Annotated in this window: 16 protein-coding genes and 1 pseudogene; 8 read left to right on the top strand and 9 right to left on the bottom strand. The window is 66.3% G+C overall.

Annotated features, from left to right (window positions below; genetic code table 11):
- The first annotated feature begins 121 nt into the window (after positions 1 to 121).
- A complete protein-coding gene (locus IB261_RS06860) occupies positions 122 to 490 on the top strand; it encodes a cupin domain-containing protein (RefSeq protein ID WP_081517665.1) in 369 nt (122 codons plus the stop codon).
- Between the two features lie 4 nt (positions 491 to 494).
- Here IB261_RS06860 and IB261_RS06855 read toward each other — a convergent pair whose 3' ends face one another.
- Together IB261_RS06855 and IB261_RS06850 are read right to left on the bottom strand one after the other, a co-directional pair.
- Positions 495 to 821: a helix-turn-helix domain-containing protein gene (locus IB261_RS06855; protein ID WP_151186149.1), complete on the bottom strand. Its 327-nt coding sequence runs from the start codon at positions 819 to 821 to the stop codon at positions 495 to 497.
- Positions 805 to 1,059: pseudogene (locus tag IB261_RS06850) on the bottom strand (type II toxin-antitoxin system RelE family toxin). Before IB261_RS06850 ends, IB261_RS06855 begins: the two are co-directional and overlap by 17 nt.
- 290 nt (positions 1,060 to 1,349) lie before the next feature.
- On the opposite strand from IB261_RS06850, the gene IB261_RS06845 reads away from it, so the two are divergent.
- Positions 1,350 to 1,655 (top strand): DUF3303 domain-containing protein, encoded by a 306-nt coding sequence (locus IB261_RS06845; RefSeq protein WP_081517664.1) that lies wholly within the window; start codon positions 1,350 to 1,352, stop codon positions 1,653 to 1,655.
- On the opposite strand, the gene IB261_RS06840 is transcribed toward IB261_RS06845, so the two are convergent.
- On the bottom strand, positions 1,645 to 2,643 hold the full coding sequence (locus IB261_RS06840; protein ID WP_192381727.1) for a GlxA family transcriptional regulator: 999 nt from the start codon (positions 2,641 to 2,643) through the stop codon (positions 1,645 to 1,647). The two genes, IB261_RS06845 and IB261_RS06840, sit on opposite strands and share 11 nt — an antisense overlap.
- 109 nt (positions 2,644 to 2,752) lie before the next feature.
- Here IB261_RS06840 and IB261_RS06835 point away from each other — a divergent pair, with 109 nt between their 5' ends.
- The 4 genes from IB261_RS06835 to IB261_RS06820 all read left to right on the top strand — a co-directional run bounded on the left by IB261_RS06835 (position 2,753) and on the right by IB261_RS06820 (position 6,774).
- Positions 2,753 to 3,301 carry a cysteine hydrolase family protein gene (locus tag IB261_RS06835; protein ID WP_081517662.1) on the top strand — a complete coding sequence of 183 codons (549 nt, stop codon included), beginning with the start codon at positions 2,753 to 2,755 and terminating at the stop codon, positions 3,299 to 3,301.
- A 203-nt stretch (positions 3,302 to 3,504) separates the two neighbouring features.
- The gene (locus IB261_RS06830; RefSeq protein WP_081517661.1) at positions 3,505 to 4,101 is read left to right on the top strand and encodes a LemA family protein; all 597 of its coding nucleotides are present in this window, start codon (positions 3,505 to 3,507) and stop codon (positions 4,099 to 4,101) included.
- A gap of 21 nt (positions 4,102 to 4,122) precedes the next feature.
- A complete protein-coding gene (locus IB261_RS06825) occupies positions 4,123 to 6,033 on the top strand; it encodes a M48 family metallopeptidase (RefSeq protein ID WP_192381726.1) in 1,911 nt (636 codons plus the stop codon).
- Positions 6,034 to 6,399: 366 nt separating this feature from the next.
- Complete coding sequence (locus tag IB261_RS06820; RefSeq protein ID WP_192381724.1) at positions 6,400 to 6,774, top strand: 5-carboxymethyl-2-hydroxymuconate Delta-isomerase; 375 nt, start codon at positions 6,400 to 6,402, stop codon at positions 6,772 to 6,774.
- A 59-nt stretch (positions 6,775 to 6,833) separates the two neighbouring features.
- Here IB261_RS06820 and IB261_RS06815 read toward each other — a convergent pair whose 3' ends face one another.
- The 3 genes from IB261_RS06815 to IB261_RS06805 form a co-directional block, all read right to left on the bottom strand.
- Positions 6,834 to 8,228 (bottom strand): amino acid permease, encoded by a 1,395-nt coding sequence (locus IB261_RS06815; RefSeq protein ID WP_192381722.1) that lies wholly within the window; start codon positions 8,226 to 8,228, stop codon positions 6,834 to 6,836.
- Positions 8,229 to 8,553: 325 nt separating this feature from the next.
- A complete protein-coding gene (locus IB261_RS06810) occupies positions 8,554 to 9,231 on the bottom strand; it encodes a class I SAM-dependent methyltransferase (protein ID WP_192381720.1) in 678 nt (225 codons plus the stop codon).
- A 249-nt stretch (positions 9,232 to 9,480) separates the two neighbouring features.
- Positions 9,481 to 9,750, bottom strand: a complete 270-nt coding sequence (locus IB261_RS06805; RefSeq protein ID WP_081517656.1) for a hypothetical protein — start codon at positions 9,748 to 9,750, stop codon at positions 9,481 to 9,483.
- Positions 9,751 to 9,980: 230 nt separating this feature from the next.
- Here IB261_RS06805 and IB261_RS06800 point away from each other — a divergent pair, with 230 nt between their 5' ends.
- The gene (locus IB261_RS06800) at positions 9,981 to 13,097 is read left to right on the top strand and encodes a transglycosylase domain-containing protein (protein ID WP_192381718.1); all 3,117 of its coding nucleotides are present in this window, start codon (positions 9,981 to 9,983) and stop codon (positions 13,095 to 13,097) included.
- A 90-nt stretch (positions 13,098 to 13,187) separates the two neighbouring features.
- Here IB261_RS06800 and IB261_RS06795 read toward each other — a convergent pair whose 3' ends face one another.
- The 3 genes from IB261_RS06795 to IB261_RS06785 are packed head-to-tail and all read right to left on the bottom strand — an operon-like array spanning position 13,188 to position 14,415.
- On the bottom strand, positions 13,188 to 13,409 hold the full coding sequence (locus IB261_RS06795; RefSeq protein WP_192381716.1) for a VF530 family protein: 222 nt from the start codon (positions 13,407 to 13,409) through the stop codon (positions 13,188 to 13,190).
- Positions 13,410 to 13,468: 59 nt separating this feature from the next.
- Entirely contained in the window at positions 13,469 to 13,777 is a 309-nt protein-coding gene (locus IB261_RS06790; RefSeq protein WP_081517654.1) for a DMT family transporter, read from the bottom strand.
- The gene (locus tag IB261_RS06785) at positions 13,777 to 14,415 is read right to left on the bottom strand and encodes an FMN-dependent NADH-azoreductase (protein WP_151186142.1); all 639 of its coding nucleotides are present in this window, start codon (positions 14,413 to 14,415) and stop codon (positions 13,777 to 13,779) included. The genes IB261_RS06790 and IB261_RS06785 overlap by 1 nt, the downstream gene beginning before the upstream one ends.
- A gap of 139 nt (positions 14,416 to 14,554) precedes the next feature.
- Between IB261_RS06785 and IB261_RS06780 the strand changes: the two genes are divergently transcribed.
- On the top strand, positions 14,555 to 15,469 hold the full coding sequence (locus tag IB261_RS06780; protein ID WP_192210030.1) for a LysR substrate-binding domain-containing protein: 915 nt from the start codon (positions 14,555 to 14,557) through the stop codon (positions 15,467 to 15,469).
- Positions 15,470 to 15,538: the final 69 nt, after the last annotated feature.

Genomic DNA, 15,538 nt, shown 5'->3' with positions numbered 1-15,538 from the left:
TTCGCTCCCCGCTACGGCATGGCGACCAGCAGCAACAGCGACACCGAAGCGCAAGTTCCTGCAAGACCGCTCCAGGGGCCGGCAGTAGTTTGGGCAGACCGATCCCAAGGAGACAACCACCGTGACCCAACGCCAACCGATCAACCTGCAGGACAAGCTCGGCCGCATCAGCGAAACCTGGCAACCACGGGTGATCGCCGAGATGAACGACTACCAGCTCAAGGTGGTGAAGCTGCAGGGCGACTTCGTCTGGCACAGCCACGCCGACACCGACGAGACCTTCATCGTGCTGGACGGCGAGCTGCGCATCGACTTCCGCGACGGTCCGCTGACCCTGCGCGCCGGCGAGCTTTACGTGGTACCCCGTGGGGTGGAGCACAAACCCTATGCCGAGCACGAGGTGCAACTGATGCTGATCGAACCGCGCGGCGTGCTGAACACCGGCGACCAGGGCGGCGATCGCACGGCGGAGAATGATCGCTGGGTGTGACCGCTCAGAGATCCAGCAGGTCGGCGTGAATCCCCAGCGCCTTCGCGAGCTTTTCCCGCGTGTGCTTGCGCGGGCGGGTCGCGGCTTCCTGCTGGGCATAGGCGGACTGGCTGATGCCAATGCGTTCGGCCACTTCCGCCTGAGTCAGCCCCAGGTGCCGGCGCCAGGCGCCGACAGCGGTCAGCCCATCCCTGACCATGAAGCCCACTACCTCATTGGGGACCAGGTCCTCCTTCGGGTGACTGGCGATGTACTCCGCGTAGGGAATGACCACGAAGGCCGGTACGCCATCCGGCCCGTTGATGATCTGCACGTTAGTACGTGTGCTCATCGCGCTTGCTGACCTCTTCGATATTCACGATGCGGATGCCGCCGTCCCAATCGAACAGGACGCGCTACCTGCCTACCCGCAGACGGTAGCCGTAAGCATGGTTGACCAACCTTCTGACGTTCGGCACCGCCGGCATCCGGGCGAGTTCCTGCACGGCGTCGTAGATCACCGGCTGATCGGCCTTGTTTAACCTGCCAAGCTGCTTCACGGCCTTTCGGGTCCAGTTGATCCGGTTCATGGCTGCCTCGCGGGGAGAGGCAGAAATATAAGTCTTTCAATAAGTATATTAGCGCGAGTCTGGCGGTTGTGGGACGGTGTTCTCAGGCACAGACTCCGACCGCCGATCGACTGCCCAGCCCGTTGCCGATCAGCGGCCTCTCCCGCTTCGCTGGGTGCTGCTATGCCTGTCGGGAGAACGCCGCTCCCAGCCGGAGGCTGTCACGCCTGGGATACACCGGCGCGGCTCTGGCGGCGTCGCCGGTTCGGGTCCGCGTCCATCGAAGCCCGGAGCCGGGCCGGAGGTGCGACATGCTCTATCTGGTGAACTGGACCATCCCCATCGAAAACCGCGACAGGATCATTCAACGGTTCCTCAAGACCGGCGGCCTGCCGCCGCCCGGCGTGAAGCTGGTCGGCCGCTGGCACGCCATGGGCCACATGCTCGGTTTCGGCCTCGCGGAGGCCGAGAACCCGCTCGATGTGCAGCGCTGGATGCTGCAGTGGACCGACCTGATGCACCTGCAGGTGCACCCGGCCATGACCGACGCGGAATATGCACCGCTGCTCACGCAGATGCTGCAGCAGGCGGCGGACAACCCATCGGTCAGTCCCTGAGCAGGACCTCGGCTGGCTTGGCGCCGAAGCGCTTGCGGTAGTCGCTCGGCGCCATCCCGGTGATCTTGCGGAAGGTGCTACGGAACGAGCCCGGATCGAGGTAGCCGACCGTATAGGCGATGTGGTCCACCGTGCCGTTGGTGAACTCCAGCAGCTCGCGCGCCTTGCCCACCCGCAGGTGCTGGCAGTACTCGGTGGGCTTGAGCCCGGTGGCGGCGCGGAAGCGCCGCAGGAAGGTGCGCTCCTCCAGCCCTGCCTGGGCGGCCATGACAGCGAGGCTGACGTCCACCGCGCCATTGCCCTGCAGCCAGTGCTGCACCCTGAGGATCGCGGCATCGCCATGCCCCAGCAGCGGCGCGAAATTGCTGCCGCATTGCTGGGCGCTGTCGCTGTGTTCGACCACCAGGAAGCGCGCGGTGCGGTTGGCGATGCTCGGGCCGAGCAGGCGATCGACGATGCGCAGGCCCAGGTCCGACCAGGCCATCAGCCCGGCGGAGGTGATCAGGTCGCCGTCGTCCACCATCGGCTTGTGTGCTTCCAGCCGCACACGCGGGAAGCGTTTGGCGAAGGCCTCGGCGCCGCTCCAGTGGGCGGTGGCGCTGCGGCCGTCGAGCAGCCCGGCCTCGGCCACCAGCAGGCCGCCGATGCACACCGAGCCGACGATAGCGCCCTCGCCGTGGCGCGCGGCGAGCCAGTCGGTGAGATTGCGCAGTGGCGCGGCGTCGGGCAGCCCGAACAACGAGGGCGGCACCAGCACGGCGACCAAGCGACTGTCGGCGCCTGGATGCGTGTCGAACACACGCCGCGGCTCACCGCCGTCCTCACCGGACCAATGGCTGACGCGCAGTGCCGGCAGCTGCTGCGCGGCTTCTTCGCCGGCGATGCGCTCGGCCACCGCGAACAGGTCGGTGAGCCCATGCAGCGCCGCCGTCTGCACACCGGGATAGAGCAGCAACCCGATCTCGACGACGCTCCGTTCCGCAACCATTGTCAGTTTTCCCCCGGTTATTGTCGTTCCGCCTGATCCCCGCGCGGCGCGCGGCGAACCATACTGGTCCCACTTCCTCACCACTCAACGTTCAAGAAGGACTTCGGAAATGGCCAAGCAAGCGCTCATCCTAGTGGATATCCAGAACGACTACTTCCCTTCCGGCAAGTGGCCACTGGTCGGCATCGAAGCCGCCGCCGACCAGGCTGCCAAGGTACTGGCCGCCTTCCGCGAGCGCGGTGATCTGGTGGTGCACGTGCGCCACGAATTCGAAAGCGCCGATGCTCCGTTCTTCGCCCCCGGCAGCGACGGCGCGAAGATCCACGCAAAGGTCGCCAATCTGCCTGGCGAGCCGGTGGTGCTCAAGCACTTCGTCAACTCGTTCCGCGACACCGACCTGAAGGCCATCCTCGACCAGCACGGCGTAGAATCGCTGGTGGTGGTCGGCCACATGAGCCACATGTGCGTGGATGGCGCAGTGCGCGCCGCCGCCGACTTCGGCTACCCGGTGACCGTGCTGCACGACGCCTGCGCCACCCTGGACCTGGAGTTCAATGGCGTGAAGGTTCCGGCAGCCCAGGTACACGCGTCCTACATGGCGTCCCTGGCTTTCGCCTACGCCGAGGTGGTGTCCACCGCCGAGTACCTGAATCGCTGATTTGCTGAGACAGGTGACTCTCCTGTAGGAGCGGGCCATGCCCGCGAACGCGCGCATGGCGCGCACCTACAGGGGCACCAGGCAGGCCGTGCTCGCTCAGAACAAAAGCACGATCAGCCCAAAGTATCGGGAAAAGGATAAGGCCCGCTTTGCTGGCTTTCCGCTATGATCGACGCTCGATCGCCTGCCGATAAGGACATCCCATGAGCGTTTCCTCGATCATCACCCTCGCCATCATCGCTGGCGCCATCTTCCTGCTGATCAGCGTGTTCAACCGCCTGGTGGCGCTGCGCAACCGCTACCAGAACGCCTTCGCGCAGATCGAGGTGCAGCTCAAGCGCCGCTACGACCTGATCCCCAATCTGGTGGAAACCGCCAAGGCCTACCTCAAGCACGAACGCGAGACCCTGGAAGCGGTGATTGCCGCCCGTAACGCGGCGGTGGCCGGTCTGAAAGCCGCTTCCGAACAACCCGGCGACGCCGGCCGCATGGCGCAACTGGCCGCCGCCGAGAACGCCCTGGGCGGTGCCATGGGTCGCCTGAACGTGACCCTGGAAGCCTACCCGGACCTCAAGGCCTCGCAGAACCTGCAGCAGGTCAGCGAGGAGCTGTCGAGCACCGAGAACAAGGTCGCCTTCGCCCGCCAGGCCTACAACGATGCGGTGATGGAGTACAACACCTACCGCCAGTCGTTCCCCGCCAACTTCCTGGCCACCACCTACGGCCACAGCAAGGACGCCAGCCTGCTGGAGTTCGAGGACAGCAAGGCCATCCAGGCCGCGCCGAAAGTCGCCTTCTAAAACCCTGGCGCAGGACGCGCGATGAACTTCTTCGAACACCAGGACCGCGCCCGCAAGCAGACCGGGCGACTGGTCCTGCTGCTGACCGTCGCGGTGATCTGCCTGGTCACCATCACCAGCTTCGCCCTGGGCTGGCTCTGGCGTCACCTGGGTGAGCCGGCGCTGCACCTGACCTCCCGCGCCTCCCTGCCCGACCCGGAGCTGTACCTGTCGGTGGCCGCCGTGATCATCGGCGTGGTCGTGCTCGGCGCGCTGTACAAGCAGGTGCAGTTGAGCGCAGGCGGCAAGGTGGTGGCCGAGAGTCTCGGCGGTCGCCTGCTCAACCTCAGCGCCGGCAACGCCGATGAACGCCGTCTGCTCAACGTCGTCGAGGAAATGGCACTCGCCTCTGGCTCGCCAGTGCCGCCGGTGTACGTGCTGGAAGATGGCTCGATCAACGCCTTCGCCGCCGGGCTGACGCCACGCGACGCGGTGATCGGCATTACCCGTGGCGCCATCGAGCAGCTCGACCGCAACGAGCTGCAGGGCGTGATCGCCCACGAATTCAGCCATATCCACCACGGTGACATGCTGCTCAACACGCGGCTGACCGCCCTGCTCCACGGCATGCTCCTGCTCGGCCTGATCGGCGGGATGCTGCTGCGCGGCTGGAGCGAAACCAGCACCGGCATCCGGGTCAGCAGCCGGAGCAGCAGCAACGACAAGAACGGCGGCGGCAGCGTGGTGTTGCTGGTGATCGGCGCCGGCGTGGTGCTCTATGTGCTGGGCTATGTCGGCACCTTCTTCGGCCAGCTGATCAAGGCGTCGGTGAGCCGCCAGCGCGAGTACCTGGCCGACGCCTCGGCGGTGCAGTTCACCCGCGATCCCTCGACCATCGCCGGCGCGCTCAAGAAGATCGGCGGCAACCCGCTGGGCGCCCTGCTCAGTGCGCCACGCGCGGCCGAGTTCAGCCATATGTACTTCGGCGACGGCGTGGGCAGCAGCTGGTTCGACACCCACCCACCGCTGAAGGATCGCATCCGCCGCGTCGATCCGGGCTGGGATGGCCGCTACCCGAAATTCGAGCCGCGCCTGGACGTGGCGCTGATGAACCAGGAGGCCTGGACTGCCGCCGTCACCGGCCAGCCTTACCAGCCCAGCGCCGTGGAAATGGCCGTGACTGCCGTGGGCGCGCCGACTGCCGCGCACCTGCTGGAAGCGCGCAGCACCCTGCAACGTCTGGATGAGCGCCTGCAGCGCGCCGCCCATGACAGCGAAGGTGCCGAGGCACTGATCTACGGCCTGCTGCTGGACAACGAACCCGGCCTGCGTGCGCGCCAACTGGAAGCAATCAAGCAGCGCCTGAACCTGAGCCTGGCGCTGCAACTGGACCTGCTGGAAGAGTCGTTGCTGCGGCTCGACCCCGGCCAGCGCCTGCCCTTGCTGGACCTGGCGATGCCGGCACTCAAGCAGCTGGACGCCAAGGCCTTCCTCGCCCTGCGCGAGAACATGGCGCTGCTGATCAAGCTGGACGGCAAGGTGAAACTGCTGGAGTGGACCCTGCTGCGCATCGTCGAACGCAACCTGCGACCGGGCAGCGGGAAGATCGGCAATGTGGCGCTGGCGGAGCTTGCCGAAGAGTCCGCGACGCTGCTGGCCTTCCTCGCCCGCGTCTGTGAAACCAGCGATGCGGAAACCGCACAGGCATTCTTCGATGCCTGGAACGGTCTACCCTTCCCGCCTCGTCCCATGCCGGCGGAAGGCAGCCTGCGCGACCTGGAAGGCGCCCTGAAGAAACTGGAGCAACTCAGGCCGCTGCAGAAGCCGCAACTGCTCAAGGCGCTGGCGCGCTGCATCGAACACGACGGGCGCATCAGCACCGGCGAGGCGGAACTGATGCGCGCGGTGGCGGATATCCTGGATTGCCCGATGCCGCCGTTGCTGGCGGCCTGAGGTTCCAGCACGCAGGGCGCATAACCCGGAACGGGTTATCCGCCGATACCATGACGGCGGATAACGCTGGCGCGTTTTCCGCCCTACGATCTTGCCGCCCTCTGCGGCGGATGCAGGAAAACTGCTTTGTAGGATGGTGTGGAGCGCAGCGATACCCATCGCTTACCGCGCACCGAAGCAGCATGGGTATCGCAAGCTCCACCCATCCTACGTTGGTACTTCACCCGTAAGTTCGATTTGGATGAAAACGCCAATCGCGCGCGGGCGTTTCTACAGATCAGCACCATCGGATACGTAGTCACCCGCATATCCGCCGTGAGCTCATCTCCCTAGGATGAACGGCATCACGGATGCCGGATATTCCCCATGCCCCACATCGCCATCGACTACACCGCCAACCTCACCGACGACCTCACGCCACTCGGCCTTCCACAGAAACTCCACGAAGCCGCGCAGAGTCTCGGTGTGTTCCCCGTCAACGGCCTGCGCACCTTCGCCCGCTCCATCGGGGAATACCAGGTGGGCGCGAACGCTAAGAACGAAGCCTTCATCAATATCCAGGTCCGCATCGCCCCCGGCCGCCCGGAGGAGTTGCGCCAGCGCATCGTCGACACGCTGTTCGCCACCGCCGAGCAGACCCTCGCCGCGCTCATCGAAAAACGCCCCGTCGGCCTGCAACTGGAGATCACCGAGTTCGACCGCAGCCTGACCCGCATGGCCGGCAGCCTGCCCAGCGCCTGATTCGGCACGAAAAAAAAGGGCCTCCGCAGAGGCCCTTTTTTCATTCGCTCAACCGCGCATCAGGCACGGCTGGCGACGCTGCCCTGCTCTTTCGGAGCCAGATTTTTAGGAGCAAGGTTCAGCGCGTAGTACAGCACCGTCAGCAGCACCAGGAACGCCGGGCCGATGTACAGCGCGATGCGGGTGTCCTCGAAGAAGGCCATGAGCACCACCACCAGCACCAGGAAGGCCATGGCGAGGTAGGAGCTGAGCGGGTACAGCCACATCCTGAACTGCAGCTTGCCGGCTTCGGCGGCGGAGAGGCCGCGGCGGAACTTCAGCTGCGCCAGCAGGATCATCGCCCAGGTCCAGATCGCACCGAAGGTGGCGATGGAGGTCACCCAGGTGAACACCTTCTCGGGTACCAGATAGTTCAGCAGCACGCCCAGCAGCAGCGCGAAGATCGACAGCAGCAGCGCATTGCGCGGCACGCCGCCCTTCGAGGTCTTGGCGAACACGGCCGGGGCCTGGCCATGCTGGGCGAGGCTGTAGAGCATGCGGCCGGTGCTGAAGATGCCACCGTTGCAGGACGACAGCGCGGCGGTGATCACCACGAAGTTGATGATGCCGGCGGCGGTCTTGATGCCCATGCGCTCGAAGGTCATCACGAAGGGGCTGCCCTGGGTGCCGATCTCGTTCCACGGGTAGATCGACATGATCACGAACAGCGCGCCCACGTAGAACAGCAGGATGCGCCAGAACACCGAGTTGATCGCACCGGGGATGGTCTTCTGCGGGTTCTTCGCTTCACCGGCGGTGAGGCCGATCATCTCCACGCCCAGGTAGGCGAACATCACCATCTGCAGCGACATCAGCACGCCGGTGATGCCGTGGGGCATGAAGCCGCCGTTGCTCCACAGGTTGGAGATGCCGGTGGCAATGCCACCGTTGCCCAGGCCGAAGAAGATCATGCCGGCGCCGGCCAGGATCATGGCGACGATGGTGACGATCTTGATCAGCGCGAACCAGAACTCGAATTCACCGAAAGCGCGCACGGCGATGAGGTTGATGGTGCCCATGCTCGCCAGCGCGGCCAGCGCCCAGATCCAGCGTGGCACGTCAGGGAACCAGATGCCCATGTAGATGGCCACCGCGGTGATTTCCGCGACGCAGGTCACCAGCCAGAGGAACCAGTAGTTCCAGCCGGTCAGGTAGCCGGCCAGCGGGCCGAGGTAGTCCTGCGCGTAGCGGGCGAAGGAGCCGGCCACCGGATTGTGCACAGCCATCTCGCCGAGGGCGCGCATGATCACGAGGATGGCGAGACCGCCGATGATGTAGGAGAGCATGATGGCCGGGCCGGCCATCAGGATGGCCTTGGCGGAGCCGAGGAACAGGCCGACGCCGATGCAGGCGCCCAGGGCCATGAGACGGATGTGCCGCTCGTTGAGATCCCTTTGGAGATCGTGGGACGACATGGTGATGCAACCTCATTTTGTTCTTGGGAGTAATCAGCTGCGGACTCTGAGTGCAGTCAGGGTGCGGAACCACCGGAAAGGCTTCGCCACCGCGCCGGGAGGCACGGAGAGAGAAGTGTCTGGCAGTTCCAGGACGGCACACCGGAAGAGGCTGCCCGCTCTTGTGAAGCGGACGTGGGCATTGCGGGAGGACCACGGCTGAGGTCGCGGGCGAGTGTTACACAAGTGTGTAGGAAACGTCTGCACCACCAAGGTGCAATGTGACCAAAGGAATAGCGGCGTATCGCCACATCCACGCGCCCGGCCAGCGCCGTTTCAGAGCGGTTCAGCCCGCCAGCGGCTGCAGTTCCAGCAACAGCGAGCAGGCCTGGCCGGTGCCCGGATGGCGCGGTTCGCGCAGCTGCCGCAAACGCCAGCCGCTGGCGGCCAGCAGCGCCAGCCAGGACTCCAGGGTGCGGAAGAACCAGGGCATCGGTGAGCGGAACTCGCCACCGAATGCGGCGAAGGTTTCCAGGCGCCAGCCATCGGCATAGGGCTCGTCGCCGCAGGCGGTCCAGGGGTGAACGGTCTGGATCAGCAGCCGCCCGCCGGGGTTGAGCCGCTCAGGCAATGCGCCGAGCAACGGCGCGATGGACTCATCGAGTAGCGCGAAGTTGCAGACCAGCACGTCGAACTGGCCCAGGCTGCTGCCGGACTCGATCAGCGCCACGTAATCCATCACCTCGAAGCGCCCCTCGTCTGCCGCCTGCGCCGAATCGATCAGCGGCGCCGAGGCATCCACGCCGACGCACTCGCTGCGCCGCTGCGCCAGCGCGCGACACAACCAGCCTTCGCCGCAGCCGATATCGAGCACGCGCCGCGCCGGGCCATCGGCGATGGCGCCGAGGATCGCCGCGTCAGTGACCAGCCGCCGGCTTTCGATACGCTGCTCGCGCACCGCACGGGTCCAGGCATCGGCGTTGGTCTGCCAGCTCTGGCGGATTCGGGCGTCGTGATCGGTCATGGTGAGCTCCGTGCGTGGGTGAAATGATGGCGGAGGAATCTGCTCCTACGGTGATACTCCGGCGCCCGGGCGTCCCTCACCCTAACCCTCTCCCAGAGGGAGAGGGGACCGTTCGTGCAGGATGAAACCACAGCATCAGCCGGCACAATCTGCTCCCTCTCCCTCAGGAGCGGGGCGCGCAGCCAGGGCTGGGGTGAGGGGGAAACGTCGGCACCCAATGTCCCGGTACAACGCCCCCAGAAACTGTAACTACTGCCCCTTCAACACCTTGGGCACCGCCAACCCCTTGGGTGGCGGCGTCTGCGGCAGCGCTTCACGGCAGCCGGCGTCACGGAACGGCCCGCCGATCTTCTGCCAGCCACTGCCCGGCGACGTCTGCTGGCAGGTGTAGGCGCCATCGAGCTTGCTCTGCCAGCGGTAGAACGGCATGGGCGCCGCCTGGGCGCTCAAGGACGCCAGCAGCAGCGCGGCCAGAGGCAGAACACGGGGCAGGCTGCAAGGCAGAAAAGGCGAACGCATGGGCAAGGGTTCCTGTCGAAGTCAGTACATTGCACCTGCTGGCCGTCGGCAAATCAATCCGCACGGCCATGAACGGTGCCAGCCGGTGCGCAGTTTTTTTGCCGCCGACTACGCTGGAAGTTAGGAAAGCCGCGGGGGAAGCGGGTTTCGCGGCGCCAGGATGGCGCCGGCCATCACGTGGGCGGAGTCCGCTACCTGGGCTGTCGTACAAGCAAGGGCGGGGCGTGAAGATGGGCAACTCGAAGCATTCCGGTACGCAAGTGGCAGGTCAACCGGGAAGTCTGGGGCCCGGCCTTTCCCCGCAGAAAGTGCATCACCACCGTTTCCTCATCCTCTTCCTGTTTCTCCTGCCGTTGCTGGCCGCCATGGGCGCGGCGCTGCTCTATGAAGCGCGCACCTCCAAGCTGCAGGCGCGCGAGCTGGCACGCTACGCCACCGGGCTGACCTGGAGCCTGGAACAGGGCGGCACCGGCGACGTGGTCTATCCCCAGGGCGGCCCCTTCGACCGGCGCCTGGGTTACCAGCAGCTGCCGAGCTTCCTCGGCCGCCTGCACGAGCGCAATTTCGTCACCCTGAGCCAGGCGCGCTTCTCCGATCCGCTGATGCAGTACACCAGTCACGGCATGTTCCCGCCCTACCCGGAGAAGGCCCAGGCCGGCGTCGACATCGCCGACTGCCGCGGCCTGCCGATCTACAACTTCCGCTACCCGCAGCGGCTCTACGCCAACTTCGAGAGCATCTCGCCGGCCATCGTCAACAGCCTGCTGTACATCGAGAACCGCGACCTGCTGGACCCCGACCGTCCCTACCTGAACCCGGCCATCGACTGGAGCCGCTTCACCCAGGCTTCGGTGGCGCAGGTGGGCAAGCTGGTCGGTCTGGGCAACCACGCGCCCGGCGGCAGCACCCTCGCCACGCAGATCGAGAAGTACCGCCACTCCGAGGATGGCCGCACCAACTCCATCACCGACAAGCTGCGGCAGATGGCTTCGGCCAGCGTGCGCACCTACCAGAACGGCGCGGAGAATATGGCCGCGCGGCGCAACGTCGCCCTCACCTACCTGAACTCCGTGCCGCTTTCGGCGCAGCCCGGTTACGGCGAAGTCAGTGGCCTGCCGGACGGGCTGTGGATCTGGTACGGCGCCGACTACCAGCAGGTCAACAAGCTGCTCAACGCCCCGCCCGGCTCCGGCGCCGAACTGGCCGCCCAGGGCAAGGCGCTGCGCCAGGTGGTGTCACTGATGATCGCCCACCGCCGGCCGTCCTGGTACCTGGCGCGCGGCCGAGAACAGCTCGCCGTGCTGACCGACAGCTACCTGCGCCTGCTGGCGCAGAACAACGTGATCGCCCCCGAACTGCGCGACGCCGCACTCAAGCAGAAGCTGACGTTCCGCGATCCACGCAGCGAGCCGAGCTTCACCCCGCTGGAGAACAACAAGGGCATCGGTCTGGCCCGCACCCGCCTGGCCGGCATGCTCGATGTGCCGCTGTATGACCTCGACCGCTTCGACATGAGCTTCACCACCACCCTGCAGCATGAGTTGCAGGAGCAGGTCACCGGTTACCTGCGGCATCTGTCCGACCCGGAATTCGCCGAGCAGATCGGCCTGTTCGGCGAGCACCTGCTGTCCAAGGACAAGACCAAAGACGTGCGCTACAGCTTCACCCTCTTCGAGCGCACTCCCAGCGGCAACCGCGTGCGCGTGCAGACCGACAGCACCGAGCAACCCTTTGACATCAACGAAGGCAGCAAGCTGGAACTGGGCTCCACCGCCAAGCTGCGCGTGCTTTCCACCTACCTGGAAACCATCGCCGACCTGCACCAGCTGTACGCGCCGATGAGCGTGGCGGAGCTGAAGAAGGTGCCGGTGGAGCCGCTGGATTTCCTTACCCGCTGGTCCATCGACTACCTGATCACCGCCAAGGACCGCGACCTGCCGGACATGCTCGCCGCCGCGCTGCAGCGCAAGTATTCCGCCAGCCCCTACGAGAGCTTCTTCACCGGCGGCGGCATCCACACCTTCAGCAACTTCCGCAAGGAAGACAACGGCCGCATCCCGACCCTGCAGGATGCCCTGCGCGAGTCGATCAACCTGCCCTTCGTGCGCCTGCTGCGCGACCTGGTGCGTCACGACATCTACGCCAACGAGGGCAGCAAGGTCGCCGTGCTCGCCGACGACAAGGACCCGCGCCGGCAGGACTACCTCGACCGCTTCGTCGACAAGGAAAGCCAGGTCTACCTGCTGCGCTTCTGGCAGAAGTACAAGGGCAAGGACAACGACGCGCGCCTGAGCACCTTCCTCGACGGCCTGCGCGCCTGGCCGGTGCGGCTGGCGGCGATCCACCGCTACCTGCAGCCGCAGGCGGATGTCCCGACCTTCGCCGCCTTCCTGCAGGATCGCCTGAAGCAGGGCAAGTACGCCGGCGACAAGCTCACCGACAAGCGCATCGAGGACCTCTACACCCGCTACGGGCCGGGCGCCTTCAACCTCAACGACCAGGGCTACGTGGCCCGCGTGCACCCGCTGGAACTCTGGCTGCTGGGCTACCTGCAACGCCAGCCGGCAGCGACCTTCGCCGACGCCGTGGCCGCCAGCAGCGCCGAGCGCAAGGAAGTCTATGGCTGGCTGTTCAAGTCGCGGCACAAGTACGCCCGCGACAAGCGCATCCGCATCATGCTGGAGGTGGAAGCCTTCCTCGACCTGCATGAACAGTGGAGGCGCCTGGGCTACCCGTTCGACCACCTGGTGCCATCGCTGGCCACCGCGCTGGGCAGCTCGGGCGACCGCCCGGCGGCGCTGGCGGAGCTGATGGGGATCATCCTCAACGATGGCGTGCGCCTGCCGACCCTGCGCATCGACAGCCTGCACTTCGCCGCCGCCACGCCCTATGAAGTCACCCTCGGCCCGGAATCCGGCAATGGCCGCCAGGTGATGCGCTCGGAAGTGGCCCAGGCCCTGCGCACGGCGCTATCCCAGGTGGTGGATGCGGGCACTGCGCGGCGTCTGTCCGGCACCTTCAAGCTGGCTGATGGCAATGCACTGGTGATGGGCGGCAAGACCGGCACCGGCGACAACCGCATCGAGAGCGTCACCCGCAGTGGCTGGGTGAAGAGTTCGAAGGCGATGAACCGCACGGCGACCTTCGTCTTCTACATCGGCCCGCGCCACTTCGGCACGCTCACCGCCTACGTGGCGGGCAGCGAGTCGGACGGCTTCAAGTTCACCTCGGCGCTACCGGTGCAGGTGCTCAAGGGCATGGCGCCGCTGCTGACCAGCTACCTGGAACCGGGGATCAGCACCGGCTGCCAGGAGCGGCTGGACAATCTGCGGGTGAGTTGGCGCTGAGCCAGGAGGCGGGACTGTCGTAGATCGCATACACCGGCGCTCCTACAAAATCTCCGTGCTCGCCGGCCGCCCCCTACGCACGCCCCGCCATCAGATACTCTGCACGCTCTTCACGTACAGCGCCTCGACCTGCTCCCGCGCCCACGGCGTGCGGCGCAGGAAGGTCAGGCTGGACTTGATGCTCGGGTCGTTCTTGAAGCAGCGCACGTCGATGCGCTTGGCCAGTCCGTCCCAGCCGTACTGCGCCACCAGCTGGTTGAGGATGGCTTCCAGGGTCACGCCATGCAGCGGGTTCTTCGGTTTGTCGTTCATCTTCGGTGCCGTCGTGGAGAATGCGCGGCACCTTACCATCAAGCATCAGCCACCGGCGATCAGGCCCGCAACCCGGCCACGCCCGCCACGATCAGGGCGACCGACGCCAGCTTGGTCAGGGTCAGCGCCTCGCCCAGCAGAACGAAGCCGAAGAATACCGTCCCCAGCGTGCCGATGGCCGTCCAGACCGGATAGGCGATGCTCACCGGCAACTGGCGCATCGCCAGGGTGAGGAAGAAGATCCCGCCGATCACCGCGACCACCGTCACCACGGTCGGCAGCGGTCGGGTGAAGCCTTCGGCGTACTTCATCGACACCGCGAACATCACCTCGAACACCGCCGCCACCATCAGCATCGCCCAGGCCATCACGCACGCGCCCACTCGCTCTCGGCGAGATCGGCCAGGGCCTGCTCGGCCTGTTGATAGGAAGCGCGGAAGGCTTCGGGATTGCCCTCCTCGCCCTCCGCGGCGATCACCTGCACGTCCTCGATGCCGAGGAAACCCAGCGCCACACGCAGCCAGGTATCGGCGTGGTTCATCCATTCCAGCTCGCCGCCCGGCCCCATGCCGGCGCCGCCGCGGCTGGTGACGATCAGCGCCTTGCGCCCCTTGAGCAGCGGTTCGTATTCCGCCTCGCCGTCCTTCAGGTGCAGGTCGAAGGTGCGGCCGATGCGGACGATCTGGTCGACCCAGGCCTTCAGCCCGCTGGGCACGCTGAAGTTGTACATGGGCGTGGAGATCACCAGCAGGTCGTGGGCGAGCAGTTCATTCACCAGCTCCTCGCTCAGCGCCAGCTCGGCCTGCAACTCGGCCGGGCGATGCTCTCGCTGCGGGTGGAAGGCGGCGGCGATGAAGCCTTCGCTGACGTGGGGCAGATCGGCACGGCCGACCTCGCGGCGGGTGAGTTGCGCCTGCGGCAGCGCGGCGAGAAAGCCCTCGGCCAGGCGACGGGAATGCGAGCGGTCGGCGCGGGGGCTGGCGTGAATGGCGAGAATCCTGTTCATCTGTCGTTCCTTGCTGAAGGTGTACACTGCGGAAGTCCTGATTGGCCTCCTGTTGCCGCCTAAGCTATTTCCAGCCGTATGGCCGGACAACTGAGGGGATTTCCTTCCAGATGAATTCAACTCATCCATGGAGCGCACCATGTTCGCCAACCTGCCGCTTCCCGCCCTGCGCACCTTCGAATCCGCCGCGCGCCAGCTGAGCTTCAAGGCCGCCGCCCAGGAGCTCGCCGTCACGCCCACGGCGGTGTCCCACCAGGTGCGCGCGCTGGAGGAATGGTTGGGCCTGCCGCTGTTCGAGCGCCTGCCACGCCAGGTGCGCCTGACCGAAGCCGGTGAGCGGCTGTTCCGCAGCCTGCATGGCGCGCTACTGGAGGTATCGCAATCGGTGGACAGCCTGCGCCCGCAGCGCAGCGCCAGCAGTCTGACGATCTCCACCACCCCGGCCTTCGCCGCGCTGTGGCTGGTGCCGCGCCTGGGGCGCTTCTACGCGCGCTACCCGCACATCCGCCTGCGCCTGGACAGCCAGTGCGAACTGCTCGACCTGCAGCAGGACGCCAGCGTCGACCTGGCGATCCGCTACGGCTTCGGCGACTACCCGCGCATGCACAGCCAGTTCCTGCTGGCGGAGCGCTTCGCCGTCTATGGCGCGCCGGCACTGGTGGCCACCGCCGATGTGGAAGTAGCGGAGATGATCAGCGTGCGCTGGCACAACTCCGAGCTCTACGAGCGCGGCTGGAAGGCCTGGTGCCAGGTGGCCGGCGAGCAATGCCTGCTGGCCCAGGCAGTGCAGCGCGAATACGACGAGGAGTTCTACGCCCTGCAGGCGGCCATCGCCGGGCAGGGGCTGGTGCTGGCCAGTTCGCTGCTGGTGTCCGAGAGCGTGGAGAAAGGCCTGCTGGTGCCCTACCGCCCCGACATCAACGTGCCCGGCGCCCGTTACACCGCGCTCTGCGTGCCGGGCCGCGAGCGTCACCCGCCGGTCCGCGCGTTCCTCGACTGGCTGGCCGAGGAAGCCGCGCAAGCCGCCGACCCGCTGATCGACAACGCCGCCTGAGCCTGCCGCTGCGCCCGCGCAGGGCGGCATTCGCCGTGCGCGATGGGCAACCCGTGGGTAGAATCAGGC

The sequence above is a fragment of the Pseudomonas sp. PDM20 genome (genome assembly GCF_014852575.3).
Lineage (GTDB): Bacteria > Pseudomonadota > Gammaproteobacteria > Pseudomonadales > Pseudomonadaceae > Pseudomonas.
The sequence above is the reverse complement of the archived record's forward strand: the minus strand, read 5'-3'. Positions and strand labels throughout refer to the sequence as shown.